This window comes from Streptococcus infantis, from assembly GCF_047463655.1.
GTDB lineage: Bacteria > Bacillota > Bacilli > Lactobacillales > Streptococcaceae > Streptococcus > Streptococcus infantis_Z.
This window is the reverse complement of record NZ_JASHDM010000018.1, coordinates 1-25,248: the sequence shown is the minus strand read 5'-3', so window position 1 is coordinate 25,248 and position 25,248 is coordinate 1. Positions and strand designations below refer to the sequence as shown.

Annotated in this window: 24 protein-coding genes and 6 tRNA genes; 5 read left to right on the top strand and 25 right to left on the bottom strand. The window is 37.3% G+C overall.

The genetic code is table 11. From position 1 onward, the window contains the following. Positions 1–226: 226 nt before the first annotated feature. The 19 genes from QM877_RS09730 to QM877_RS09640 form a co-directional block, all read right to left on the bottom strand. Complete coding sequence (locus tag QM877_RS09730; protein ID WP_414318293.1) at positions 227–1,441, bottom strand: pyridoxal phosphate-dependent aminotransferase; 1,215 nt, start codon at positions 1,439–1,441, stop codon at positions 227–229. A 694-nt stretch (positions 1,442–2,135) separates the two neighbouring features. Then, entirely contained in the window at positions 2,136–3,596 is a 1,461-nt protein-coding gene (gene gltX / locus QM877_RS09725) for a glutamate--tRNA ligase (RefSeq protein WP_414318292.1), read from the bottom strand. A 130-nt stretch (positions 3,597–3,726) separates the two neighbouring features. Then, complete coding sequence (locus QM877_RS09720) at positions 3,727–5,076, bottom strand: glucose-6-phosphate isomerase (protein ID WP_006595458.1); 1,350 nt, start codon at positions 5,074–5,076, stop codon at positions 3,727–3,729. 170 nt (positions 5,077–5,246) lie between these two features. Continuing rightward, positions 5,247–5,936 carry a gamma-glutamyl-gamma-aminobutyrate hydrolase family protein gene (locus QM877_RS09715; RefSeq protein WP_414318291.1) on the bottom strand — a complete coding sequence of 230 codons (690 nt, stop codon included), beginning with the start codon at positions 5,934–5,936 and terminating at the stop codon, positions 5,247–5,249. 275 nt (positions 5,937–6,211) lie between these two features. Continuing rightward, positions 6,212–7,978, bottom strand: a complete 1,767-nt coding sequence (locus QM877_RS09710; protein ID WP_414318290.1) for an ABC transporter ATP-binding protein — start codon at positions 7,976–7,978, stop codon at positions 6,212–6,214. Between the two features lies 1 nt (position 7,979). Continuing rightward, positions 7,980–9,686: an ABC transporter ATP-binding protein gene (locus tag QM877_RS09705; RefSeq protein WP_414318289.1), complete on the bottom strand. Its 1,707-nt coding sequence runs from the start codon at positions 9,684–9,686 to the stop codon at positions 7,980–7,982. Positions 9,687–9,863: 177 nt separating this feature from the next. Further along, the gene (locus QM877_RS09700; RefSeq protein ID WP_049548215.1) at positions 9,864–10,565 is read right to left on the bottom strand and encodes a histidine phosphatase family protein; all 702 of its coding nucleotides are present in this window, start codon (positions 10,563–10,565) and stop codon (positions 9,864–9,866) included. Positions 10,566–10,674: 109 nt separating this feature from the next. Further along, a complete protein-coding gene (comGG, locus tag QM877_RS09695; protein ID WP_414318288.1) occupies positions 10,675–11,112 on the bottom strand; it encodes a competence type IV pilus minor pilin ComGG in 438 nt (145 codons plus the stop codon). Further along, complete coding sequence (comGF, locus tag QM877_RS09690) at positions 11,090–11,551, bottom strand: competence type IV pilus minor pilin ComGF (protein ID WP_414318287.1); 462 nt, start codon at positions 11,549–11,551, stop codon at positions 11,090–11,092. The genes comGG and comGF overlap by 23 nt, the downstream gene beginning before the upstream one ends. After that, a complete protein-coding gene (gene comGE, locus QM877_RS09685; protein ID WP_414318286.1) occupies positions 11,514–11,816 on the bottom strand; it encodes a competence type IV pilus minor pilin ComGE in 303 nt (100 codons plus the stop codon). The genes comGF and comGE overlap by 38 nt, the downstream gene beginning before the upstream one ends. After that, positions 11,779–12,213, bottom strand: a complete 435-nt coding sequence (comGD, locus tag QM877_RS09680) for a competence type IV pilus minor pilin ComGD (protein ID WP_414318285.1) — start codon at positions 12,211–12,213, stop codon at positions 11,779–11,781. The genes comGE and comGD overlap by 38 nt, the downstream gene beginning before the upstream one ends. Beyond that, the gene (comGC, locus tag QM877_RS09675; RefSeq protein WP_414318284.1) at positions 12,176–12,499 is read right to left on the bottom strand and encodes a competence type IV pilus major pilin ComGC; all 324 of its coding nucleotides are present in this window, start codon (positions 12,497–12,499) and stop codon (positions 12,176–12,178) included. The genes comGD and comGC overlap by 38 nt, the downstream gene beginning before the upstream one ends. After that, positions 12,500–13,516, bottom strand: coding sequence for a competence type IV pilus assembly protein ComGB (gene comGB, locus QM877_RS09670; RefSeq protein WP_414318294.1), 1,017 nt, complete (start codon positions 13,514–13,516; stop codon positions 12,500–12,502). Next, the gene (gene comGA, locus QM877_RS09665) at positions 13,464–14,405 is read right to left on the bottom strand and encodes a competence type IV pilus ATPase ComGA (protein WP_414318283.1); all 942 of its coding nucleotides are present in this window, start codon (positions 14,403–14,405) and stop codon (positions 13,464–13,466) included. The genes comGB and comGA overlap by 53 nt, the downstream gene beginning before the upstream one ends. A gap of 57 nt (positions 14,406–14,462) precedes the next feature. After that, the gene (locus QM877_RS09660) at positions 14,463–14,840 is read right to left on the bottom strand and encodes a DUF1033 family protein (protein WP_414318282.1); all 378 of its coding nucleotides are present in this window, start codon (positions 14,838–14,840) and stop codon (positions 14,463–14,465) included. 137 nt (positions 14,841–14,977) lie between these two features. Further along, a complete protein-coding gene (locus QM877_RS09655; protein ID WP_414258626.1) occupies positions 14,978–16,036 on the bottom strand; it encodes a zinc-dependent alcohol dehydrogenase family protein in 1,059 nt (352 codons plus the stop codon). A 139-nt stretch (positions 16,037–16,175) separates the two neighbouring features. Next, entirely contained in the window at positions 16,176–17,327 is a 1,152-nt protein-coding gene (nagA, locus tag QM877_RS09650) for an N-acetylglucosamine-6-phosphate deacetylase (protein WP_414318281.1), read from the bottom strand. A gap of 354 nt (positions 17,328–17,681) precedes the next feature. After that, complete coding sequence (locus QM877_RS09645) at positions 17,682–18,824, bottom strand: Abi family protein (protein ID WP_414318280.1); 1,143 nt, start codon at positions 18,822–18,824, stop codon at positions 17,682–17,684. A gap of 344 nt (positions 18,825–19,168) precedes the next feature. After that, positions 19,169–19,759: a helix-turn-helix transcriptional regulator gene (locus QM877_RS09640; RefSeq protein WP_414318279.1), complete on the bottom strand. Its 591-nt coding sequence runs from the start codon at positions 19,757–19,759 to the stop codon at positions 19,169–19,171. Between the two features lie 784 nt (positions 19,760–20,543). Between QM877_RS09640 and QM877_RS09635 the strand changes: the two genes are divergently transcribed. The 5 genes from QM877_RS09635 (at position 20,544) to QM877_RS09615 (ending at position 24,186) form a co-directional block, all read left to right on the top strand. Further along, positions 20,544–20,861, top strand: coding sequence for a hypothetical protein (locus tag QM877_RS09635; RefSeq protein WP_414318278.1), 318 nt, complete (start codon positions 20,544–20,546; stop codon positions 20,859–20,861). 98 nt (positions 20,862–20,959) lie between these two features. Continuing rightward, positions 20,960–21,739: a Rep protein gene (locus QM877_RS09630; RefSeq protein WP_414318277.1), complete on the top strand. Its 780-nt coding sequence runs from the start codon at positions 20,960–20,962 to the stop codon at positions 21,737–21,739. A 4-nt stretch (positions 21,740–21,743) separates the two neighbouring features. Next, positions 21,744–21,950, top strand: coding sequence for a DUF3173 family protein (locus QM877_RS09625; protein ID WP_414318276.1), 207 nt, complete (start codon positions 21,744–21,746; stop codon positions 21,948–21,950). Further along, complete coding sequence (locus tag QM877_RS09620; RefSeq protein ID WP_414318275.1) at positions 21,940–23,073, top strand: tyrosine-type recombinase/integrase; 1,134 nt, start codon at positions 21,940–21,942, stop codon at positions 23,071–23,073. The genes QM877_RS09625 and QM877_RS09620 overlap by 11 nt, the downstream gene beginning before the upstream one ends. A gap of 249 nt (positions 23,074–23,322) precedes the next feature. Beyond that, a complete protein-coding gene (locus QM877_RS09615; RefSeq protein ID WP_373094083.1) occupies positions 23,323–24,186 on the top strand; it encodes an FRG domain-containing protein in 864 nt (287 codons plus the stop codon). Between the two features lie 497 nt (positions 24,187–24,683). Here QM877_RS09615 and QM877_RS09610 read toward each other — a convergent pair. The 6 genes from QM877_RS09610 to QM877_RS09585 all read right to left on the bottom strand — a co-directional run bounded on the left by QM877_RS09610 (position 24,684) and on the right by QM877_RS09585 (position 25,195). Next, a tRNA-Leu gene (locus tag QM877_RS09610) sits at positions 24,684–24,767 on the bottom strand. A 9-nt stretch (positions 24,768–24,776) separates the two neighbouring features. Further along, positions 24,777–24,848 (bottom strand) — tRNA-Gln (locus QM877_RS09605). Positions 24,849–24,861: 13 nt separating this feature from the next. Next, a tRNA-His gene (locus QM877_RS09600) sits at positions 24,862–24,934 on the bottom strand. Between the two features lie 13 nt (positions 24,935–24,947). Further along, positions 24,948–25,018, bottom strand: a tRNA-Trp gene (locus QM877_RS09595). A gap of 11 nt (positions 25,019–25,029) precedes the next feature. After that, a tRNA-Tyr gene (locus QM877_RS09590) sits at positions 25,030–25,110 on the bottom strand. 12 nt (positions 25,111–25,122) lie between these two features. After that, a tRNA-Phe gene (locus QM877_RS09585) sits at positions 25,123–25,195 on the bottom strand. Between the last annotated feature and the right edge of the window lie 53 nt (positions 25,196–25,248).

The following is a 25,248-nucleotide window of genomic DNA, read 5'->3' as shown; positions in this document are numbered from 1 at the left end:
CCGGAACTTTGAAAACTTTAAAACTAGAATCCTCATTGCTTTGAACATCAAAAAGGAGAGAACCATGTTGGTCCTCTCCAGGTTATAACTTTTCATCAACCCACTACAGTTGACAAAGAGCCTTTTAAAAACATGAAAAAACTCAGAGAAACAATGTTAAAATCATCAAAACATTTGATTTCTCTGAGATAAAATTTGCTGATTGTACTCGAAACCTAGATCGTTCTTATCTACGATACTGCTTCAAGAAACGAGTCATCTTTTCTTGGATTTGGGCTAACTCATCTACGCGTGGCAGATAAACGATACGGAAGTGATCTGGCTCTTTCCAGTTAAATCCTCGTCCGTGAACCAAAAGTACTTTTTCTTGCTTCAAGAAATCAAGAACAAACTGTTCATCATCATCGATACGATACATATTGCGGTCAATTTTAGGGAAGATATAAAGACCCGCTTTAGGTTTAACCGCAGACAAACCTGGGATATCTTGAATGGCATTATAAATGAAATTTCTTTGCTCGTAGATACGACCACCTGGCAAGAGTAATTCGTCCACCGATTGGTGACCACCTAGTGAAGTTTGAACAACCTGTTGAGCCAAGACGTTGGAACAAAGGCGCATGTTTGAAAGCATGTTGAGACCTTCAATATAGCCCTTTACATGATATTTAGGTCCAGACAAGACCATCCAACCTACACGGAAACCAGCGATACGGTGAGATTTAGACAAACCATTCATGCTGACACAGAAAAGGTCTGGAGCCAAACTTGCTACTGGTGTGTGGACATTGCCGTCCATAACCATACGGTCGTAGATTTCATCTGCAAAGATAATCAAGTCATTTTGACGAGCAATCTCGATAATATCTAACAAGAGTTCTTTGGGATAGAGGGCTCCCGTTGGATTATTTGGATTGATTAAAACGATAGCCTTAGTATTTGAACTAATCTTAGACTTAATGTCATCTAGGTCTGGATACCATTCAGCTTCTTCATCACAGACGTAGTGAACTGCATTTCCTCCAGCCAAGCTAACTGCAGCTGTCCAAAGCGGGTAGTCAGGCATTGGAACCAAGACTTCATCGCCATTGTCCAAGAGACCTTGCATGGACATAACAATCAGCTCACTAACACCATTTCCAAGATAGATATCATCAATACCTACATTTGGGAATTTTTTGAGCTGACAGTACTGCATAATCGCTTTGCGGGCTGAAAAGATACCTTTTGAATCTGAATAACCTTCACTATCACGCGCATTCATAATCAAATCATGGATAACCTCATCAGGTGCTGTAAAGCCAAATTCAGCTGGGTTCCCTGTATTCAAACGGAGAATTTTTTCTCCATTTGCTCGCATACGCATGGCCTCCTCAAGAACTGGTCCTCGAATATCATAAGCCACATGCTCTAATTTGATTGATTTGTTAAATTCTTTCATTTGAGTTCCTCAATTCATCAGGATAGTTAATATTATACCACTTGATAGAAAAATCGTAAATCGCCCAGTACTATTCCACAAAAAAACCTTGCTTAACGCAAGGTAAACAGAGCAAGGTCGATTTCTTTCTATTTTTGGGAGAAGAAAGAGAAAAATATGCACCTCTAGTAAGACATACATCTAAATCTAAAGTCTCGCATATAAACTTCGAATCGAAAACGAAGGCATCGTTATGGATGATAGTTGCATGAACTCATGAATTTCTTCCTGTGTCCAGCAAAACGCAAAGAAAAAATAAGTCGACTCAACAAACAACATAGACGATGTCTGGGCTAATTCGAGTCTGTTTGTAAAGAATTTTACCATATCACTGACTTCTTTCCCTTGCCCTGTCACTTAGTATTATACACTAAAACTTTTGCATTTTCAAATAAGTACATATAAAAAGAACTCTTTTTAAAGCGTCACTTAAAAATTTATACTCAATGAAAATCAAAGAGCAAACTAGGAAGCTAGCCACAGGTTGCTCAAAGCACGGCTTTGAGGTTGCAGATAAAGCTGACGTGGTTTGAAGAGATTTTCGAAGAGTATTTATTGAATATGATTCTGCTTTGGCAATAAAAAAGAGAGAACCATGTGATTCTCTCAGTTTTTACTTCTACAAATATCTAGAACGAAATTTAGTTTCGTAAGATTATTTCGCAATTTCAGCCAACATTTTTTCAATGTGTTGGATTGATTTTTCACGACCAAGCAAGTAGATGGTATCTGGCAATTCAGGTCCATGCATTTCACCTGAAACAGCGATACGGATTGGCATGAAGAGATTCTTCCCTTTGATACCTGTTTCTTTTTGGACTGCTTTGATTTGTGGGAAGATATTTTCTACCACAAACTCATCTTCTGACATAGCTTCAAGTTTGGCTTTGAAGGCTTCAAGTACAGTTGGCACCGTTTCACCAGCCATGACTTCTCGTTCAGCTTCTGTCAATTCTGGGAAGTCTGAGAAGAAGAGGTCTGTCAATGGAACGATTTCATCCACTGACTTCATTTGTGGTTTGTAGAGTTCCACCAATTTTTTAGCCTTGTCTGTCAAACGTCCTGCTTCTTCAAGGAATGGTTTTGCCATTTCAAAAATAGTCTCAAGGTCTGCATTCTTGATATAGTCATTGCTCATCCAGTCAAGTTTCTTCTGGTCGAAGGCTGCTGGAGACTTGCTGAGGCGGTTTTCATCAAAAAGTTTAATGAGTTCTTCACGAGAGAAGATTTCGTCTTCCCCACCAGGGTTCCAGCCAAGAAGAGCGATAAAATTAAAGACTGCTTCTGAAAGGTAACCTTTCTTACGATAGTCTTCGATGAACTGAAGGGTATTGGTGTCACGTTTAGATAACTTCTTACCAGTTTCAGAATTGATAATCAAGGTCATGTGACCAAATTCTGGTGCTTCCCAACCGAGCGCTTCATAAACCATAAGCTGTTTTGGTGTGTTAGCAATGTGGTCGTCTCCACGGATAACGTGAGAGATTTGCATATCGTGGTCATCAATTACAACGGCAAAGTTGTAAGTTGGGTATCCATCTTTCTTTTGGATGACCCAGTCCCCACCGATATTGCCACCTTCAAATTCAATATCGCCTTTGACCATATCATGCCATTTGTAGATACCTGACTCATTGACAGCCAAACGAACTGTTGGAATGATACCAGCTGCTTCACGTTCTGCGATATAAGCTGCCTTTTCTTCCTCGCTCATGCCAAGGTATTCGTTGATATAGCGAGGCGTTTCACCTGCTGCTTCTTGGCGTTCACGTTCAGCTGCCAACTCTTCTTCAGTGACGTAAGATTTGTAGGCTTTCCCTTCAGCAAGCAATTGGTCGATATATTTTTGATAGAGTTCCAAACGCTCTGATTGGCGGTAGTTTTCATGAGTCTCTGGACTTTCATCCCAATCCATGCCCAACCAACGAAGGTTTTCAAGCTGTGAACGTTCTCCATCTTCGACGTGGCGCTTACGGTCAGTATCCTCGATACGGATGATAAAATTTCCACCATGGTGGCGTGCATACAAGTAGTTAAACAATGCTGTACGGGCATTTCCGATGTGTAGTAGTCCTGTTGGACTTGGTGCATAACGCACACGAATATCTTTTGACATATCTTCTCCTATATAGTCTCTAGGCGTCTGCCTTTTTGCTCTCTATATTATATCACAAGTCGTGCCAGAGTCCAATTTCTCTTTTCGAGAAAAAGCAAAAAGAGTGGTAAAACCACTCTTTTCAGCTCTATTATAGACGAGCGTTGAGTTCTTTGCTCAATTCTTCAAATCCTGGTTTACCAAGAAGGGCAAACATGTTACGTTTGTATGCTTCAACACCTGGTTGGTCAAATGGGTTGATAGCATTCAAGTAACCTGAAAGGGCGATAGCCAATTCGAAGAAGTAGATAGTGTAGCCAAGAGTGAAAGCATCTTGCTCAGGAAGAGTCACGTACATGTTTGGTACGTCACCGTCAGTGTGGGCAAGAAGAACACCATCAGTCGCTTTTTTGTTTACAAAGTCAACGTCTTTTCCTTGAAGGTAACCAAGTCCGTCAAGGTCTTCTTCCAAAGTAGGAATGATCACGTTCTTACGTGGTTTGTCAACACGGACAACGGTTTCAAACATGATACGAGTTCCTTCTTGAATAAATTGACCCAATGAGTGCAAGTCTGTTGAGAAGTTAGCTGAAGTTGGGTAAATACCTTTTTGGTCTTTCCCTTCTGATTCACCAGCCAATTGTTTCCACCACTCTGAGAAGTATTGAAGTGATGGCTCATAGTTTACCAAGATTTCAGTTGCATAGCCTTTACGGTAAAGGATGTTACGCACTGCTGCATATTGGTAAGCTTCGTTTTCTGAAAGTTTGTCTGATGTGTAATCTTTACGGGCAGCGTTCGCACCTTCCATAAGGGCTTTGATATCAGCTCCTGATGCTGCGATTGGAAGCAATCCAACTGCTGTCAATACTGAGAAGCGTCCACCGATATCATCTGGAACAACAAATGTTTCCCAACCGTTAGCATCTGCTTCAACCTTAACAGCACCTTTTTGGCGGTCAGTTGTTGCATAGATACGTTTGTTAGCTTCTTCTTGACCGTATTTCTTCACCAAGAGTTCTTTGAAGACACGGAAAGCAATCGCTGGTTCAGTTGTTGTACCTGATTTAGAAATCACGTTTACTGAGAAATCTTTATCCGAAACGTACTCTACCAAGTCAGCAAGGTAAGTAGATGAGATAGAGTTTCCAGCGTATAGGATTTGTGGTGCTTTGCGTTCTTCTTTTGTTTGCAAGTTTGCAAAATGGTGATTCAAGAAGTCAATCGCAGCTTTCGCTCCAAGGTATGATCCACCGATACCGATAACCACCAAAACATCGCTGTCTGCTTTGATTTGTTCAGCAGCTTTCAAGATGCGATCAAATTCTTCGCGGTCGTAGTTTTCAGGAAGGTCCAACCAACCTAGGAAGTCGCTACCAGCACCAGTTCCTTTACGGATCAATTCGTCTGCTGCTGTAACTTGTGCTTGCATGTATTCCACTTCATGTGGTGCAACAAATTTGTCTAATACTTTTGAATAATCAAATTTAATATGTGACATAGTATTCCTCCAAAATTTCTTCTTTTCTATCATAACGCTTACTAACAATTTTTTCAAGTTTTTATACTGAATTTTTCCAAATTTTATCACAATTCAAACGTTTGCGTAAAAATACAACTCTATAAAGATTCGTAAAAAATGAATAAAAAAACAGCTAGATTGGCTAGCCGTTACAATTCATTCAATAAATACTCAAATAATTCCAAATTCCCGTCTTCTTCATTGACCAAAAACTCTGGATGCCACTGCAAGCCGATAATGCGGTGTTCATCGATAGATTCGATGGCCTCAATCGTTTGGTCGCGGGGATCTACTGCCGTTACGCGAAAATTTGGTGCCAAGTCTTTAATGCTCTGACGGTGAACTGAATTGACCTGACTTTCTTTACCAAATAATTTCGACACAAGACTTCCTTCAACTGTCTCAATGGAATGTGAAGTTCCAAAAGGTAGTCCTTGCCAATGACCTTCAATATTCTGATTGAGTGTCCCACCAAAGGCAACATTGACAAGCTGAACACCACGGCAAATGGCTAAGATGGGCTTGTTCTGACGCAAGGCTTCTTGTAGAAGAGCTAGCTCAAACTCGTCGCGAGTTAGGTTATAGTCGTCGCTATCAATTGTTTTTTCCTCACCATAAAACTGAGGGTGAACATTTTGCCCTCCAGTCAAGATAAGCTTGTCAATCATTTCTACATAGTCGTGAACAACTGACTCATCCCCAACTGGAATCACCAAAGGAAGTCCGCCAACCTGACGAATACTCTCAGCAAATTTACAAGAGACTGATGAATGAATATTTTTTCCTTCTGCGTCCACAGGACATAGATTTGCCGCTACTCCAACAACTGTTCTTGCCATCACTAATTTCCTTTCCTTTTCTATTGATAATCTTATCTTATCATCCTTGCCCACTCCTGTCTAATATGTATTTTTTAAGTCTGTGATAAAATTTTTTTATCAGAAAAAGTTGCCCAAAATTAGGACAACTTTTTTGCTTATACTCAATGAAAATCAAAGAGCAAACTAGGAAGCTAGCCGCAGGTTGCTCAAAACACAGTTTTGAGGTTGTGGATAGAACTGACGAGGTCAGGCAAGGGGACGCTGACGTGGTTTGAAGAGATGTTCGAAGAGTATTATTCAAAGACAAATTGATTATGGTACAGTTCGGAGTAAAAGCCTCCAAGCTTGAGTAATTCATGGTGATTTCCTTGTTCGATAACTTGACCATCCTTAAGAACAATAATCTGATCGGCATTGAGAATGGTTTTCAAACGGTGAGCAATCACAAAACTCGTTCTTCCTGCCACGATAGCTTCCATGGCATTTTGAATCTTGCTCTCTGTTACAGTATCCACGTTTGATGTTGCCTCATCCAAAATTAAGACCTGTGGATCTGTCATCAAGGTACGAGCAATAGAAATCAACTGCTTCTGACCGGTTGAGAATACGCTCTGATCATCATTAATCAGAGTATCGTACTTATCTGGTAGGCTTTCGATATATTCATGGATATGCGTAGCCTTAGCAGCTGCTTCTACCATCTCCTGACTAGCATCCGGTACACCGAATCGAATATTGTCACGAATAGTTCCACTGAACAAAACAGAATCCTGTAGAACAATTCCCACCTTGCTTCGCAAACTATCTAAATCAAACTCGCGGATATCTGTTCCATCAAAGCTGATACCACCTGCATCCACATCATAAAAACGATTGATTAAGTTCATGATGGTCGTTTTTCCTGACCCTGTTGGACCAACAACCGCAATCATCTTTCCTTTTGGAGCTGAAATGCTAACATCTTTCAGAATCTGTTTCCCTGGAAGGTAGGAGAAGTCTACCTTGCGAATCTCCACACCCTCTCGCAATTCTGTGAAAACTGGAGCATCTTGAGGACGAATTTCTTCTTCTGCATCAAACATTTCTTGGATACGTTCTGCACCTGTAAAGGCCAGTTGCAAACTTCCCCAGCTCGCCGCTAATTGGATAATGGGTTGGTAATATTGCTGAGAAAACTGGGTAAACATGACAATCAAACCCAGAGCAGTTGCTGTCTCGATGTTCTTATCATTCAGTAAGACAGCTGAACCGATAAAAATAACTACTGCTGTATTGACCAAACTCATTCCGTTCATGACAGGAAAGAGAATCCCTGAAAACATTCTTCCCTTGAAAGTGGCCTTTCGAACCCGTTCATTTTGCTCAACAAAACCTGCAATCACATCTTCTTGAATGCCTTGAACAATAACGGCTTTTTGTCCAGAGATACTCTCATCCATATATGCATTGAGCTTCCCAACTTCTTTCTGTTGGAGATTGGTATATTTTCTTGCCAATTTCAAAATGACAATCAACATGATGACAGCTATCGGAGTGCTAGCAATCGTAATCAAAGCCAGGGTGACATTCTTTGCGAACATAACAATCAACAAACCAATATAAAGGGCAATATTGGTCATAACAGACACCAGACTTTCGTTGAAAGCCTGTAGGATGTTATCCAAATCACTGGTGAAACGTGACAGGATATCTCCATCTTGATGGCGGTCAAAGAAGGAAACTGTCAATCGAGAAAGCTTGCCAAAAAGGCCCTTACGCATCTCATTTGTCGATTCGGCAATAATACGGCTCATCAAAACCATATAGATAAGACTCGACACCACGAGCACAACCAAAATATAAGCAAGATTAATCAAGAGTCCTAATAGACTTTGCCAAACCATATCAGGATTTCCATTTTGATAAGCTATAACCAAATTAGCCAGCTCTGTGACTGTTTGACCTGCAAATACTGGAAAGAGGGCTTGGGCTACCGTTGCAATGATAATCATAGCAATAACAACGACAAAGGATATCTTATAAACTTTAAAATAGTTCCAAAAGAATTCAAATGTCTTCATCCTACTCCTCCTTTCCTTTTTGCGTCTCGTAAATTTCACGATAAACTGGGTTTGTTGCAACCAAGTCAGCGTGTTTGCCTTGACCAATCAAGCGACCTTGGTCAAGCACTAAAATTTTATCAGCATGTACAACAGAGCTAATCTTTTGTGCGATGATAATCGTAGTCGTCCCCTTCAAATCCTTGTTGAGAGCTTCTTGAACCAAGCGTTCTGACTTGGCATCCAGTGCTGAAGTAGAATCATCAAATATCAAGATTTTAGGATTGCTAACAACCCCACGCGCAATGGACATTCTTTGTTTTTGTCCACCAGAAAAGTTGGTCCCACGTTCTTCAACCGGACTCTCAAAGGCCAAGTCCATACGGCTGATAAACTCACTAGCTTGGGCGATACGAGCTGCGCGTTCCATTTCTGAAACTGTCGCATCTCCCTTACCTTGTCTGAGATTATCTGCGATGGTTCCACTAAAGAGAATGGCTTTTTGTAGGACGATAGAAACTGTCTTACGAAGCGTCCCTTCACTAACTGTCCGAATGTCCTTTCCACCAATCTTGATCGAACCTTGCTGCGGATCAAATAATCGTGGAATCAACTGAGCCAAGGTTGATTTCCCTGCACCAGTTGCTCCGACAACACCAACCATTTCACCAGCTGCGATATCGAAGGATACATTTTTTAGGATAGGTTCTTCATCATTTGGATAGGTAAAGGTAACATTTTCAAAACTGAGACTTCCTTCCAATTCTTCATCTTCCACATCATTGAAAGTCATAGCTGGTTCAGTATCAAGGATTTCACGAATACGACGAAGGGAAATCATGGCACGAGTGACTGAATTCCCCAAAAATCCAACCATGACGATGGTAAAGATAATCTGACTCAGGTAGTTTACAAAGGAAGCAATGGAACCAACTACTGAAGGATCTGACTCTGCCATACCTGCTACAAGCCAGATTGAAAGAAAGACAGCCCCGTATGAAATCATCATCATTACAGGTTGAACGATAGAAAAGGCGTAGCCGATATAAAGGTTTTCACCCAGTAATTCATCGGATACCTGCGTAAACTTAGCAAATTGATCTTTTTCTCGAACAAAAGACTTAACCACGCGCACACCACGTAAATTTTCTTTGGCAATGGCATTGATACGCTCCAATAAAGTCTGGAATTTTGCAAATCGAGGTCCCATCATCCCCATCATAAGACCTGTCATGGCGACGATCAAAACGACCATAAGAACCAGCACCCACCACAACGAAGGTAGAGTGACAACGGCTAATATAAAGGAACCAATAAATAAAATAGGTAGTCGAAAGAGGATTTGGAAGGTCATCATAACGACGTTTTGAATCTGGTTGATATCGTTGGTCATACGCACAACGAGGTTCCCGGCATTAAACTTCTCAATATTGGCGTATGAAAAAGTTTGAATCTTACGAAAGGCATCTTCACGCAAGTCAGACGAAACTCCTTGAGCAATGTAAGCTGCTAACACTACATTGATCCCACCTGCAATCAAACCAATCAAGGCAACAAGGATTAACCAAAAACCAATATGATAAATAGCTTCGTTATCACCCGTTAGCAGTGCCTCTAAAACCTCCTGCAAATAACGTGGTTGCAAGAGTGAACTCGTTACCATTAGACCTGTCATAACCAAGGAAGCCAGGGCCTGCCATTTATAGGCTTTTATTTTCTGAAACAGCATATTTCCCCCTTATAAGATAGACAAAAGGGGACGACAGTTCTGTCAGTCCCTTCTTATGCTTTTATGTTGATACTATTCTAACAAAAAAGAATGCTATTGTCAAAGCACTCAGCTCTCAGAAGCTTGTGCAAGCACGACATTAGCATTCTATCAATCCTTTAAAAATTCTTCTAAATTTTATTGTTCTGAACTAGCTTGCTCGTCTAGCTTAATTCGTCCAATTTCACGGTAGCTACGGTCCCCAACAATCTTGACCGAGAACTGACCATCTTGGTACTCGAGAATCGTCACACTTCCATTATCAAGGCCATGCGGATGCATTCCGTTGATTAAATAAACAATGGTTCCAATAGTCATTCCATGGCTGACTACGAGGGCATTTCCTCCTCCATTAGCTTCCATTTCCTTTGCAATGGCTTCAAAACCCTCCCAGATACGACCACTTAGTTTTTCCCAGCCTTCAGCCCAGCCTGCTGTATCCACTTCTACCAAGCCTTCAGCTAGCTCCGCGTAGGATAAACGATGCACATGATCGACATTAAAAATACGAGGAATGATCCCCATAAAAAGGTCTCCATCATAAGCACCATCAAAACTACCAAAGCACCATTCACGGATTCGCTTATCCATACGATAAGGAATTTGCCCTGTTAAACCTAGTTCCTCAAGGATAATTCCCATAGTCTGAATAGTCCGCCCAGAGTCGCTTGAATAAGCACGCTCAAACTTTAAGCCAGACTCACGCAAACCAATTCCCAATTCGTGAATACCTCGCTCACCTTCAGTTGTTAGTGGAGTATCACTCCAACCTTGAGCACGCCCAATCGTATTAAACATTGTTTTCCCATGACGCACTAGATACAATTTTACACTTGCCATTTTCCGTCCTCCATATGTATCTATTATAGCATGATTTCAAGCAAAAACCTCGTCCTAACCCACTGAGTCCAACATCACCACTTAAACTAGATTCTACAAATCTGATAATCTATGTCTTATCATTCTTAGAAGGAGCAACTTTAGATGTCTCGGTGGTCTCATTTTTTACCTGTTCTTCTTTTTTCTTCTCGCTTTCTTCTTTTGACTTTTTTTCTGTTTTCTTCGTCTTGTCGTCAGTCTTTTTCAAAGGTGGAAAACGAAATTCAAATTGATTTTTCCCAGTGTCAACAATCGCTGTAAATCCCTTTTGCTCATTACGATAAGTTGCCTTTCCTGCATTAAATGACTGCTGACCACTCTCAGAACTAGCTTTTTCATAGGTCCTCTTAGCAATTGCAAATGCAAGAAGTTTTTCTTTGTTCAGTGCATAATCCTGATGATGAGCTACTTGCCGATTCAGATAAAACTGTAACAAGAGACTAAAAATTCCAGCAATAGTGACAGCGTAAAGGAGAACTCCAGCTCTAACTTTTTTCTTTTTCCACACGGTAGATAAACTCCCTCTCTAGTCCCTTTTCAAACTGAAAATTGAAATGAACATTTTGCCCTTTTTGGTAAATATGTGCTGATTTCAGACCGTAGACCATGGGTTGATAGCCACGTCCACTAGCATCTGTTTTCCGAAAATCATCTGACTTTGATTTTCCCATGGAAATGGTGTTCCCATCCTGTTTGAGATAAAGTCTATCATTCTCCACTTTTTCAAACTGGGCTCGATTCAGCTCTGCTTCCAGCTGATCCACAAATAAAAGCCATTCTTTTTGCTCACTTCTCTGCTGGTAGCGAACTTCTGAAACCAAGAGTCGGCTCATAGATTGAAAAAGAAGCAAGCTACCACTAATAACGATAAGGGCAACCAAGGATTCTAAAAGTGTAAAAGCTCTGACCCTACTTGTCTTGAATCGCCAGTAATTTCTCTGTTCCATGGTGTACCTCCAAGCCTCGCTCATTCGAGACAACATGAACCGTAAGGCCATTGACAGTCAACTGCTTTTGTCCAGTCTGCAAAGCCATACGAGCCACTCGCAAAACTTCTTCCTGTTTTAGAAGTTCTACTTCTCTTTTTCTACTTTCTTGAATCTGTCCCAGCAAGAGGGTTGCAATACTGGCAAAAATGGCTAGCGAAATCACTGCTTCCAGTAAAATAACCGCCTTAATTTTTTGCTTCTTGAATACGTTTAATCTTTCCATTTCCTAGATATAGTTGGTAGCGAACCACTTCTTTCCTTGTTTGAAATCTGATGCTAACCAGATAGGAACTACCTCCAGTCTTGTCAAACGTGATTGACTGATTAGACTGCAACTGAATGCCTTTAGGGATGGCTAATTTCTGGTAGCCATTACTAATGCTCCTCTCTTCTAACATCAAGTTTAACTTTTGTTGACTAGCCAGACTTCGCTTCTGGGTTTCCCGGTAAAGTTCCTCAAATTCCATAAAGAAAATCTGCTCTTCCACAGCTGCAAAAGTTGATTGAACTGAACTTGACAAACCCAAGGCTAACAGACTAACTATTCCTAAGACCAATAGGCTTTCTAGCATGGTAAAGGCCCTAATCTGCAACTGACTGACTCTTATTTTGCTTGGCATGATACTCTTTGTAGGCTTTTACTTGCTCAACAGTGATACGTCCATCTGCCTCTAGCTTGCTTAGGCTTGCACGCTCATTTTTCTCCAAGCTATAGAGTTCTGCTTGACTTTCTACCACCTTGACGACAGCTGCTTTCCCCTTATCATTGACTGCATCCTTTTGCTTAGTAAGATTTGGCACAAACAGTAAGAGTAGGACGCTAATGATAAGAAGGACCACTAACATTTCTACAAGAGTGAACCCTTTTACCGTAGTTTCCTTTAATTTCATCATCATTTTTTTCATCTAAAAATTTACCTCCATATTTTGATACATGGGCAGCAACATGGCTGCATACAATAAAACGATTAGTAGGGCCACAAAAATAAAGACCAGTGGTTGAACAAGGTTCATGGTCCGATTGACTCGGGTAAAGAAGGATTCCCAGGTTTTTTCCGCATAGATTTCCAATTCGCTTCCCAGCTTGGACTTGACTTCCCCATATTCAATGATTAATCCCAACTCCTTTCTAAAGAAAGGATAATCTTGCACAACTTTAGAAAATTCATGCCCACTTTGTAGAGTCTGCTCTAAATCGTGTCCTATTTCCCTAAAAAGAAGATTTCCTTGCTCCTGCATCATCTGGAAAATCTGTGCCAACTCTAAACCTTGTCCGATCATATTACCCCATTCCCGAGCATAATAGGCAGTTAGATAATACTGAACAAACACACCTAGAAATGGAATTCTAGCCAGAAAAGAGAAAACTTGAATTTTCGCAGACTTTCTGCAGAAAACCAGACCAGTTAAAGATACTAAACCCAGAACAAGAGTGAAACTAAGAAAAATCTGTGGCAGGTTACTAATCACTAAGGTAGCTATGTTGCTACTATCCAGTTGGGGCAAGAGATAATTTCGCAACCCCAACATAATGAGCAGTAAGAAAGCTAACAAAATGATTGGATAGGTCGCAACTTCAATTAACTTCTTTTTTACCTTGGCTAGATTATCCAGATATTCTTCAATTTTCCGCAAGCTCAAATGGAGATTCCCATGAACTTCAGACAGCGAAAGCTGCGTGACAATTGCACTCGAAAAACCTAAATTCCCCATCATTTCCGAGAAAGATTTTCCTTGCGAGAGTCCTAGGCGCATCTGAGTTACATATTCCTTCTCCAACAAAAGACTTCTATCAAGAAAGGAAATAATTTCTACCAAGTGAAAACCACTCGAAAACAAATTGTTAAAGAGAGTGATGATTTTCTTCTGCTTACTGGTAGCTAATTTTCTCCGTTTCAGCTTGAAGGGCAGTGATATGTCCATCTTTAAGAAGCTGATCAATTTGCTCATTCCACTTTTCTGCCTGGTGTTCTGAATAATTTTGGTTTGCAAAATCAATAATTCCTCCTCCCCCGATTAGTCTCTGGTAGCATACGCCTTGTAAAACAACTGCGAGTTCATCTTCACTGACACCAAGTTCTAAAAGACGCTCATAGACCCCACGAATACTCTTTGCATGTATGGTCGAAAACACTGTAGCTCCCGTTAAGCTCGCTCTTACAACAGCACGGGCTGTTTCGCTATCCCGGATTTCTCCAATGATTAAAAGATCTGGGCGGTGTCGCAAAGAAAGTTTTATCAAGTTTTCATAACTCAGTCCAATAGCTTCATTGAGTTGTAATTGCAGCATTTCTTCTTGCTTAATCTCGACTGGGTCCTCAATGGACATGACTTGTTGTCCCTTAAACAATGACTTAGCTAATTCATGCATTAAGGTAGTTTTACCACTTCCTACAGGTCCTGCAAATAGATAAAGGCCGCGTTGCCTAAAGCCCTTTTCTAGTTCCTTAAGGTCTTGAAACCAGAAGCGCAACTCTTGCTCTTCATCGTGTAAAAGGCGAATAACTAAACTCTCATGACCACGATAATCTCCTACCGTCGATAAGCGTAGTGAAGAAACCTTGCCATCATGCTGATAATCACAGGACCCAAGCTGACTACGACGCTTTTCTCCAACATTCATCCCCGCAATAAATTTAAAATGACTAATGACAGCACCCAATTTTTCAAAGTCATAGGTGTTAATCAAATGTCTCTCATCTCCAACTCGCATATGTAGCTCGTAAATTTTTTCTTTAGGAATAAAATAGATGTCCTGAGCTCCCTGTTTTTTGGCCAGTGTAATCAATTCTTGTGCAAGTATTTGTACCATATCTTCCTCCTCATTCTTATTATTCGAAGAAAATATAAAAAAGAAGAAACAACTTCATTAAAAAGTTGTTTCTTCTTTTTTTATGCGACAAGTACGGTGGATTTCTAAACCAGTCTGCTTTTCGTAACCAGGTCTAAATTTTTCATCAGGAATGACTTGACCATCTTCCAACAAAGCCAAGGAATGATATTGCTGCAGAAATTCATCACATTCCTCACACCAACGCTTATCCTCTGGATTCCAAAATATGGTCATTAAGTCTCCTCGACTTTTATATAGTGGAATTTTCTTTTCCAGTTCAAACCAGCAAGATTTATAATACTTCAAGGCATCATAATAGTTATCAAATTTTTTGCTCGCAATGACGTCGTCTTCCCAGCCTTCTATAAACCACCACGGTTCAAAATCTCCGTACATTTTTATAACTCGATACATAGTTTAACTTCCTTTGTACCGTATATTATAGCGAAATTTTGAGAACAATGAAAGAATTTTGCTCATTTTCACGAATTATATAACATTTTCAAAAAATCCAGCTATTCTAAAACGAATAACTGGATTTAAAAACAAGATTAACCTTCTGAAATATCGTTTTCAATGATCACTTTAATCGCATGATGATCGGCGGCCTTACTAAATACTTCATAGGCCTTTTCTATTTCACTAAGTTTGAAATAATGAGTTACCAATTTTTCAGGTTCAATTTTATGACTTTCTAAGGCTTTCAAAAGCTGAGGAGTTGTATTGGTAGAAACCAACCCAGTAGTAACGTTAATGTTCCGAATCCAAAGAGTATCTAAATCAAACTGAACTGGTTTACCATGCACACCACAGTTGGCTACTGTTCCATCTACACCGATAATCTTTTGACAGAGATCAAACGTTGCAGGAATACCAACAGCTTCTATAGCAACATCCACACCTCTACCATCTGTTAAATCATAAATTTCTTGAATTGCTTTTTCAGGGTCTGAAGAATTAATCTTATGAGTAGCACCGAAAGAAACTGCAGTATCCAAGCGGTTATCGTCTAGGTCCACCATAATCAATTTAGCTGGTGAATAGAATTGTGCCGTCAAAAGAGCTGCCAATCCAACTGGCCCTGAACCAACGATGGCTACACTACAGCCAGGCTCAACTTTCCCTTTTAAGACACCAATTTCATAGCCAGTTGGCAAGATATCAGATAACATAACTAAGGCTTCATCAGACAAGTCAGATGGAGTATGATAAAGAGTATTATCAGCATGAGGCACACGAAGATATTCTGCTTGCATACCGTCGATCAAATGTCCAAAAATCCATCCACCTTCGTCTTCACAGTGAGCATAGATTCCTTTTTTACAATAGTAACACTTGCCACATGCACAAACGCAAGAAATTAAAACCTTATCACCCTTTTTGAAGTTTGAAACTCCTGCTCCGACTTCCTCTACAATACCAATTCCTTCATGCCCTAGGATAGTTCCACTCTTACAAGCAGGAACATCTCCTTTAATAATATGAAGGTCTGTACCACAAATAGTAGTCTTAACGATACGCACAATAGCATCTGTTGGCTTGCGAATAACTGGTTTGTCAACATCAACAAATGACGCAAGGCCGGGTTTAACGTAAGTATAAGCTTTCATAAGCAATCCTCCGCTTTTTTATTTGTATTATTTATATCACGATTGTAAGCCTTTTCAATTAAAAAATCAAGTAATTTGTGAAAGAAATAACAAATTTATTTTAAAAAAGAAGAAACTAAACAAGTTTCTTCTTTAGAAATTATGCTTGATAACGTTTTTCACCGTCTAGATAAGTTGCTACTAATTCCAAATCTTTATCTAACACGATAAAGTCTGCATCGTAGCCTTCACGAATTTGTCCACAGACGTCATCGATATGAACTGATTTAGCTGGGTTCAGACTAGCCATCATGACTGCTTCATGAGGATTTGCAATTCCCCACTCAACCACATTTTTGAGACCGTCCTTAAGTTTGAGAATGGAACCTGCTAAGTTACCTGTAGATTTAAGGCGAGCTGTTCCATTGGCAACTACAACTGGAAACTCCCCTAACATATAATCACCATCTTGCAAACCACCTGCTGTCATACAGTCAGTGATAAGGGCAATATTTTCAGTTCCTTTTTGTTTAAGAAGAATTTCGCAAGCCTTAGGATCCACGTGATGACCATCACAAATCAATTCTGCATAAGTGTGTGGTAACTCATACATAGCACCAACCATTCCAAGTTCGCGGTGTGTTAAGCCACGCATTCCATTATAGGCGTGAACCCATACACTAGCTCCGGCATCAACAGCTTTTTTAGCTTCATCAAATGTAGCATTAGAGTGACCCAGAGCAACAGTTACACCTTCACCAGTAATAGTACGTACAAAGTCCTCAACCCCATTACGTTCAGGTGCAAGAGCAATTTTATTAAGAAGACCATTAGCAGCCTTCTGCCATGCACGAAACTCATCCATACGTGGATCTTTCATATAGGCAGGATTTTGAGCCCCCTTAAATTCTTCGGTGAAGTAAGGTCCTTCAAAATAAATACCACGAATCTTAGCACCAGATGCTTCTTGATAGCGTGCACCAATGTTTTCAGTAACAGCCAGCAATTGTTCGTATGATGAAGTTAGTGTAGTTGGTAGGAAACTAGTAACACCTGTGCTAAGAAGACCTTCACTCATCGTATGAAGAGTCCCTTCAATATTATTATCCATAACATCGACACCACCAAAACCATGAATGTGGGTGTCAACGAGACCAGGTGCAATACTATAACCAGAATAATCTAAAATTTCAGCATCCTCAGACACTTGATCTACATGCTTACCAAACTTACCATCAATAAGTTCCAAATAACCTCCACGACGAATACCATGTGGATAGAAAAATTGATCAGCTTTAATATACTTAGGCATAATGATAACCCCCTTAAGAAATAATCTACTATTTATTATGTCAATTACATTATAAACCTTTCAAAACAATTTGTAAATGGTATAGACCTATTTTAACTAAAATTTTTATAAATAAAGAAAAAAGACAAGGCTTATAAACCTTGTCTTTTTAACTATACCGGCGGCCGGGGTCGAACCGGCACGTCCTTGCGGACACTGGATTTTGAGTTCTAACTCAATGTTTTTATATCAATTAAAATAGCATGCAATCAACAATTTTACTATTTAAAAATATCTGATTTTAGCTGAATTTACCAATTATGGTATTTTTGTGGAAACTACTATATAATTCATTCATATTTTTATTAAGTACTTTCAGAACTTTATATAAAATTTCTTCAAAACCAATAACAGTTTATTAAGAACGCCATTATGAATTTTACTTTCATCAATTTGGCTTAAATTCACATTTTTAATTATTAAACAATCCTTCCAGCATTCCGGAAAACCAATTTTAGTTTTTTCTATGATACTGCTAGTCATAAATTTTCTTTCAATTTCGTTAATAAAGGTATTCCACTCATCATGAATGCTTGAATTATGACAAATAAGAATTTGTTTTATTGCCAGCATATAGGCAAATAAGTCTTTATTATCTCCTTGTTCCTTCCCATACATTTTCATCTTCCGCAAAACTGGTGTATAGAATCTTGGAACACCCACATTAAAGTTACGTGCGTATAATCTGCCATAATGTGCACAAACATTCCTAATAAACCATGTGGCAGACATCCAACTTTTACTTGCAGATATAATATGGTCCTGCATGTTAGCATCATTTTTATAATAATCATTACTAAGAAACAACTCTTCAACCCATAAACTATAAAATTTATCATTCAACTGCTCAATTATTTTAGTTGTTTCTCCAAAAGTCAGCTCAGGTACAACAACCCAAAAAGGAAACTTGCAATCTTTATTACTCAGATGGTGACTTATTGGAAGAGATTTAGATTTTAATTCAAATAATCTCATTCCAATTCTTTCAATAAATTCCTGATAATGATTTTCATTTTTATAAATTGATTTATCTAAATAGCACTCGCCTTTTTGTAAATTCCCTTTATAATTGCTACATAAAGTATGGATAATAGAAGATTTGATTAACAATTCTATTTTACCAGTAAATTTCATCAAATTTTCTCTCAAAAATGAATTGAATTCATAAAGTTCAACACAATCTTGAAAAGAAAAAGTAGTATCTTCTCGTTTCGGTAAACACTTTCTGTATATTGAAAAATCATAATAATTTGTCTGAAAAAGGAACTGTTTAGCGAAATCTTCTTCAGACTCATTAATTATTACTTTAGCACCTGTTGTCTCTACTGGCCTAGCAAGTTTTTCCTTCAACATATTAAATTCAAGAAATTCTTTCATTGAAGAGTTTTCATCAGGGGTTAGTGCATAATAATTGACAGAAATATTTTTTACTTTAATTTTTTCATCAGTTGTATTCATCATTCATCCTAAAAAAAAAGCCTCGCAAAACTATTTGATTGATTAATCAAAGGGAGCCTTGGAGTTCTTGTACAATTATTATATCCTAATCCCAATTTTTTGTAAACCCCCTTCCTGCACCACTAAATGTAGTACCTTTAATCTTTTTTAAAACAAAAACTCCACATATGGTGCTATTATTTTGGATAAAAACACAATATATAGATAGCTATATTCACGCTCTCTATATATTGTGTTTTTTAAATAAAAATATTTTTTAAAAATTTTTAAAAAATATTAAAAACGCCTATTTATTTTATCGTAATAATGTTTTTTTGATTTATGATTATAAAATAATATAGATTTTATTTTTTAGATAAATTTCTATTGATGTCATATCTCATCAATTCCATAGTCGTTTCTGAATCAGCAATCTTATACAATTCAATCAATCGTTCTTTGTTTTCATCAAGTTGTTCAGATAATTTAAGTTTAACTAGGTTTACTTTATCTTCAAGAGAGATTGGAACATTGGTATCAAAGGATAATTCTTTGTTTAGCTGTTCTTCTGTTATCTTGTTTTCTGTTAGTTCTTGCTGAAATCGAACATACTTAAATAGTGAATTAAGATAAGCTTCTTCTTCTGCCAATCTTCTATACATAAAATTATTATTCAATCTATCCATATGTTCAGCCCAAGCAAAATCACCTTTTGCTTGTCCCATTTCATTATATGGGAAAAAATCTTCAATATCCGAATTAAGGGCTAACGCTATTTCCTCTAGTCTTTCCCAAGTAGGCTCTGTTGTACCTTTTTCATAATTTATAATTGTCTGTTTAGTTACTCCAATTATTTTTGCTAATTCTTTTTGGGTTAAACCAGCTTTTAATCTCACTGACTTTATATCTATTTGTCCAGCACGAATAATATTTGTATAGTTAAATAAAGGTTTCATAAAAATATCTCCTTGGTAAAAAAACATTTTACTTTTTATTGACAGGTAAAATTCTTTTTGATATCATAAAGGTGGGTAAAAAATCATTTTACCTTACTAGTATAACATTTTTTCGAAATAATGTAACATTTTAAAATTATAGGAGGTGGTATTATTGACTATTTAGAAGTTGCAAATAAAACATGTAAATCCATCAGTACTATTAAAAAATGGAGAAAAAAAATAGAAACTTTATCCGGCTATGAATTTACAAAAATTAAGGCTAAAGTTAGTTATCGCAGCGTACAGACATTCTTCGATTTTACCAAAGAAGAAGTTTCTAAATTTGTAGAACTATCTAAACAAGTGGAAAAAACTAACGACTTGGATAAATCAATAAAAAAATTTGGGGAGATGTATCAGATTCAAATGAGGTTGATTTAGAGCGTCAAATCTTATACTTACATTCTCTTCAAAAGAAAAATGAAAAGGATACTAACATTGAAATAAAATTTTTGAAAAACGCTAATAAATCTTTAGCTAGCCGTGTCGCTTCTCTTGAGAAACGATTTGAAGAATTTGAAAAACAACGACAGGCTCATTTTTTCAAATTTTTAAAATAATTAATATTAATAGTTGAAAGCATGCAGTTCGATTGAGTGCGGTTAGGTCGTGCCTGCGAGCGAGGGGCAAATTGCCGTAGCTCGCAATGGCACGGAGGTCCGCGGACGCACGAACTAAAGAGAACTAAATGCTTTTAACTGTTCCTCACTGCAAAGCAGTGATATAAGAAAGGATATACGAAATGAAATTAAATGATTTTTTGAAAACTGAACTACTTGGTAATAAATTTTACGCAGTTAAGGGTTATAGTGAAGAACTTAATAGGAAAACAGGAAAACCAGAAGCACTAAGACTTAATGTTTCTATTCAAGACGATAGTAGCGATTTCTTTATGGAAATGATTACTGTTAAAGTTAAAACCATTACTCCCACCTTGTCAAAACAAGAAATGTCTAACAATAAAACTAGACATGTAATTTTAAAAGATTTAAATATGGGACAGTATAATGGAAACTTGTGGTTTAACTGTTCTGATATTTTACCAGCAGAAAAAAATTGATAATGAAGGGACAAAGTCCCTTCTAGTTTATTTATTATATAAACAATATTTTGGCGAAATTCATCTAAGACATTCCCACTAATTTTGGATTGAATACTATGAAATATAATAAGAAAATCATACGTACTTCTTCTTATATTGAAATTTGGGAATATGAAAAAGCAATTTTTACTAATAGAAAACATAAGGAGTCTGCCAATGAAAGTGAACCAAGAAAAAGAAGAACATTTGAAGAACTGACTGAAAAAGAACAAAGGAAACGTCTTCAACGAATGAAACAAACTCGATTAAATGCAAAGTGGAAGTTACTTAGGTTAGTGGATTGTAATTTTAATGATAATACATCATTTTTGACTTTGACCACAAAAGAAAATATCCAAGATAGAAATAAATTTAAAAACTTACTAAAAACATTTATTAAACGTTTTAACTATAACATTTTTCAAACAAAGAAAAATCAATTAAAATATATAGCAGTTTTAGAAAAACAAAAGCGTGGTGCTTGGCATGCTCATATTTTGCTTTTTGATGTTCCCTATATCCCTCATAATCAGTTACTCAAACTTTGGGGACATGGAGCAGTACGAATAAATAAAGTTGATGTTGATAGCAAAGATAATAGAGGGAGATATGTTACAAAGTATTTTGAAAAAGGAATCGGTCAAGAACTCCTTGATAATTTTGGTAAACATCCTTATTTATCTTCAAACAATCTAAAACAACCAATCATTAATACAAATTATGTCCCATTTGATTATAAATTCTCAAATGAAGAAATCGTATATGAAAGCGAATATAACAGTAAAATTTATATAGGGGGCGAATATATTGATAATAATGTGAAATACAAAAAAATTAAATTAAATATTAAGGAGTAAAACAATGATTGCAACAATAAATAAAAATGACTTAGTTGCCCTTGGATTTTCCGAAGGCACCTCTAAACGAATTATACGGCAAGGTAAGAAACTTCTTGGCACAAGAGGTTTTAATGTCTATCAAAATAAACGTATTGGTACAATCCCAGCTACTATTGCAAATGAACTACTAGGATTTGATATTTCAGTAGGTATAGAAAATGACCGTTAGGAAAGAAAAAAATGGAACTTGGACAGTTGATATATCCGATGGATTTCACCCTATAACGCAAAAAAGAATCCGAGTTGTTCGAAAAGGTTCAAAAACAAAAAAGGAAGCTTTAGAACTTGAGCAACATCTCCGAATTGTTGACTTGAAAGAAAAACGTTTTGATTTTTTAATAACAACTGATATGCTTTTTGAATTGCTTGAAGAAGAAGACAGACAAAATAATAGAAAAATTAGTTACCTAAGTACTCAAAAAAATAATTATGAAAGGCATATAAAACCATACTTTCAAAATGTAAATCTGAATAAGCTAAGTTATGAAAATATTTTTGAATTTAGAGAATACTTAAAAACTAAACCCAAAAAACAAAATGATAATCAACATCTAAGTAATAATACTATCAATAAAATAATAATACTTCTCAAAAAAATATTTGATACCGGTGTGAGAAAGTCCTTGATAGATAAAAACCCTGTTGAAAATTTGAGAAAGTTACCAATCAATAAGAAGACAATCACATTTTGGAGTGTAGAAGAATTTGCTAGATTTAGAAAACTTATTACCAAAGAAGAAAAAAGCTACAATCTTTTCTTTACACTTGCTTTCTTTACAGGTATGAGAATGGGAGAAATTCTTGCTTTAAACTGGAATGATATAAATTTATTAACTAACACTATTCACGTTACTAAAACGGCTTATTTTCTAAATAAAAGAAATCATATAAACTCAACAAAAACAAGAGCAGGCACAAGGTATATTACAATTAATAACAAATTAGCAAATATGCTGAGAGATTGGAAACAAGAACAAACTACTTTACTAAAAGAGTTTATTGATGATATTGACAATCTTCAGGTTATTCAAAGTTCACCTATATCAATTACAAAAAATATGATTGATAAGAAGTTTAAGCAAATACTATCTAGAAATAATGATATTAAAAAAATTCGCATTCATGATTTAAGGCACTCTCATGCTTCGTTACTTATCAATCAAGGGGAAGACTATCTTGTAGTTAAGGAGCGTTTGGGACATGCTTCCATAACAACTACAATCGATACATACTCTCACTTATATCCCAGTAAACAGAAATCTCTTGCTAACAAATTAGATGAAATTTTCTAAAAACAAAGACAAGGTATTTAACCTTGTCCTTATTTTAATTATTTTTTATCAAAACCTGAATATGTAGAAAAAGCTAGGAGATAAAATGCCATAGCAATTGGCAAGTCTTCCGATTTATCACTATATTGTTTTGATATTTCTTTAATTTCACTATATGAGGTGTTTTCTTATGCCTAAATTAGCTGTAAACTCTTAATTATTTATGATATAATATTAAAAAATCAAATTAATATGAAGGAGTATATTATTATGCCGATTTATTACAACTCTGAGGAAATTACTAGTGTGGAGGAATTCCTAACACTCATTTTTGATTATGCAAGGAATAACCCTCACGAACTTTGGTATAGGGGGCATAGAAGCCAAGACTGGAAACTACGGCCGAGTCTTTTTAGAAACGAAGTTTTAGATATGCCAGATGATGGCTCTATACATCCAATAAAATACAAAAATTTTATGGATTTCAACGTGGCTTTAAAACAGTATAGAGATGAATTGAGAGAAGCAATTCTAGATGACAGGCTTAATCTGTTTCATTATACTTTTCTTGCTCAACATTATGGAATGCCGACGCCAGCATTAGATTGGTCTACTGATCCTCTGATAGCTTTGTACTTCGCGGTAGATGGCTTTGAGTACACTAACGAAGATGAATTTCCAGTTGTCTATATCTTAAATCCCACAAGATTAAATGAGAATTCAGCAATGAAATATAAAGAAGGGAATCGCACGGTAAGTGAGGTATACTGTATAGATGAAGCTGATGATGAACTATTTGATTACTGTTTTTCAGATCTGAATGACACTCCGTTTGCTACAATTCCCTTTGCTGTAAAAAGTGATTATGATTTGAAGTCACAAAGGATATCAAGACAATCAGGAGTATTTACTCTGCATGAAGCTAGATACTATAGAGGTGTCGAGTGGATTAATTTTACCGCAGATGATGGAGAATCAATGGGTGTTGCTCTAAAGATTTCTCCGTCTAGTGTAGAATTGATTAAAAATCAACTTAAGATTCTCAATTTAACTCCAGAAACTATATATGGTAAGGAAGCAACAATACTAGAAGAAAAAGCAAAGTCTATTTCAACAGAAACTCCAAAAATATAATAATATTTCACAGTTGAAATTCCAACGTTAACTCTCTTAACCTTGACTAACTTATCAGGCAAAAACTTTTAGTTATGATAGTGGAGGAGTTCTCCCGACAAGAGTAACAACTTCTATATTAGACTTCCCTTCTTTCTTCCTCGATTAGATGACTGCTTTCGATTATCAAATATTTACCTTTTGTAATACAATTTATTTGCATCTCTGTTGCTTTCTTGTGTTTGTGGTTGAAATACAAGTATAACACAGAGGTGTTTTCTTATGTCTAAATTACGCATTCATTTGACAAAAAAGCCCCTTTATAACTGTTAAACAAGTTTTTAACCAGTTTAAGAATCTAACTTTTAAAAATGTTAGTTGTCTAACTTCATTATATAACTTTCAAACAAAATAACTTTATCAGATAGATAAAGAAAAAAGAAATTGGTATAAAATGGTAATTAATTATAGCGTTAGACATAAAAAGACAAGGCTCGAAAACCTTGTCTTTATTACTATACCGGCGGCCGGGGTCGAACCGGCACGTCCTTGCGGACACTGGATTTTGAGTCCAGCGCGTCTGCCAATTCCGCCACGCCGGCAAAGTATAACTGGGGTAGCTGGATTCGAACCAACGCATGAGGGAGTCAAAGTCCCTTGCCTTACCGCTTGGCTATACCCCAATAATATAAAATAGGCGAGTGATGGGGATCGAACCCACGCATGCCAGAGCCACAATCTGGTGTGTTAACCACTTCACCACACCCGCCATAATTTTAAAACACGGGCAGTAGGAATTGAACCCACACTGAAGGTTTTGGAGACCTTAGTTCTACCTTTAAACTATGCCCGTAGTTAAGGTTATGGAAGGGGAGGGATTCGAACCCCCGAACCCGAAGGAGCGGATTTACAGTCCGCCGCGTTTAGCCTCTTCGCTACCCTTCCAAAATATTTAAATGGCGCGAGACGGAATCGAACCGCCGACACATGGAGCTTCAATCCATTGCTCTACCAACTGAGCTACCGAGCCTTATTGCGGGAGCAGGATTTGAACCTACGACCTTCGGGTTATGAGCCCGACGA

What these genes read in the sequence shown, in the direction of transcription:
- QM877_RS09715 (WP_414318291.1), bottom strand. Translation starts at nt 5,936, where the DNA reads ATGGCAAGAACAGTTGTTGGAGTAGCGGCAAATCTATGTCCTGTGGAC.
- QM877_RS09720 (WP_006595458.1), bottom strand. Translation starts at nt 5,076, where the DNA reads ATGTCACATATTAAATTTGATTATTCAAAAGTATTAGACAAATTTGTT.
- QM877_RS09620 (WP_414318275.1), top strand. Translation starts at nt 21,940, where the DNA reads ATGACCGTTAGGAAAGAAAAAAATGGAACTTGGACAGTTGATATATCC.
- QM877_RS09630 (WP_414318277.1), top strand. Translation starts at nt 20,960, where the DNA reads ATGAAATATAATAAGAAAATCATACGTACTTCTTCTTATATTGAAATT.
- comGA (WP_414318283.1), bottom strand. Translation starts at nt 14,405, where the DNA reads ATGGTACAAATACTTGCACAAGAATTGATTACACTGGCCAAAAAACAG.
- comGE (WP_414318286.1), bottom strand. Translation starts at nt 11,816, where the DNA reads ATGGAAAGATTAAACGTATTCAAGAAGCAAAAAATTAAGGCGGTTATT.
- QM877_RS09645 (WP_414318280.1), bottom strand. Translation starts at nt 18,824, where the DNA reads ATGAATACAACTGATGAAAAAATTAAAGTAAAAAATATTTCTGTCAAT.
- QM877_RS09635 (WP_414318278.1), top strand. Translation starts at nt 20,544, where the DNA reads ATGAAATTAAATGATTTTTTGAAAACTGAACTACTTGGTAATAAATTT.
- QM877_RS09710 (WP_414318290.1), bottom strand. Translation starts at nt 7,978, where the DNA reads ATGAAGACATTTGAATTCTTTTGGAACTATTTTAAAGTTTATAAGATA.
- QM877_RS09705 (WP_414318289.1), bottom strand. Translation starts at nt 9,686, where the DNA reads ATGCTGTTTCAGAAAATAAAAGCCTATAAATGGCAGGCCCTGGCTTCC.
- comGF (WP_414318287.1), bottom strand. Translation starts at nt 11,551, where the DNA reads ATGGAACAGAGAAATTACTGGCGATTCAAGACAAGTAGGGTCAGAGCT.
- QM877_RS09700 (WP_049548215.1), bottom strand. Translation starts at nt 10,565, where the DNA reads ATGGCAAGTGTAAAATTGTATCTAGTGCGTCATGGGAAAACAATGTTT.
- QM877_RS09730 (WP_414318293.1), bottom strand. Translation starts at nt 1,441, where the DNA reads ATGAAAGAATTTAACAAATCAATCAAATTAGAGCATGTGGCTTATGAT.
- comGD (WP_414318285.1), bottom strand. Translation starts at nt 12,213, where the DNA reads ATGCCAAGCAAAATAAGAGTCAGTCAGTTGCAGATTAGGGCCTTTACC.
- gltX (WP_414318292.1), bottom strand. Translation starts at nt 3,596, where the DNA reads ATGTCAAAAGATATTCGTGTGCGTTATGCACCAAGTCCAACAGGACTA.
- nagA (WP_414318281.1), bottom strand. Translation starts at nt 17,327, where the DNA reads ATGCCTAAGTATATTAAAGCTGATCAATTTTTCTATCCACATGGTATT.
- comGB (WP_414318294.1), bottom strand. Translation starts at nt 13,516, where the DNA reads ATGGACATATCACTGCCCTTCAAGCTGAAACGGAGAAAATTAGCTACC.
- QM877_RS09625 (WP_414318276.1), top strand. Translation starts at nt 21,744, where the DNA reads ATGATTGCAACAATAAATAAAAATGACTTAGTTGCCCTTGGATTTTCC.
- QM877_RS09660 (WP_414318282.1), bottom strand. Translation starts at nt 14,840, where the DNA reads ATGTATCGAGTTATAAAAATGTACGGAGATTTTGAACCGTGGTGGTTT.
- QM877_RS09640 (WP_414318279.1), bottom strand. Translation starts at nt 19,759, where the DNA reads ATGAAACCTTTATTTAACTATACAAATATTATTCGTGCTGGACAAATA.
- QM877_RS09615 (WP_373094083.1), top strand. Translation starts at nt 23,323, where the DNA reads ATGCCGATTTATTACAACTCTGAGGAAATTACTAGTGTGGAGGAATTC.
- QM877_RS09655 (WP_414258626.1), bottom strand. Translation starts at nt 16,036, where the DNA reads ATGAAAGCTTATACTTACGTTAAACCCGGCCTTGCGTCATTTGTTGAT.
- comGC (WP_414318284.1), bottom strand. Translation starts at nt 12,499, where the DNA reads ATGAAAAAAATGATGATGAAATTAAAGGAAACTACGGTAAAAGGGTTC.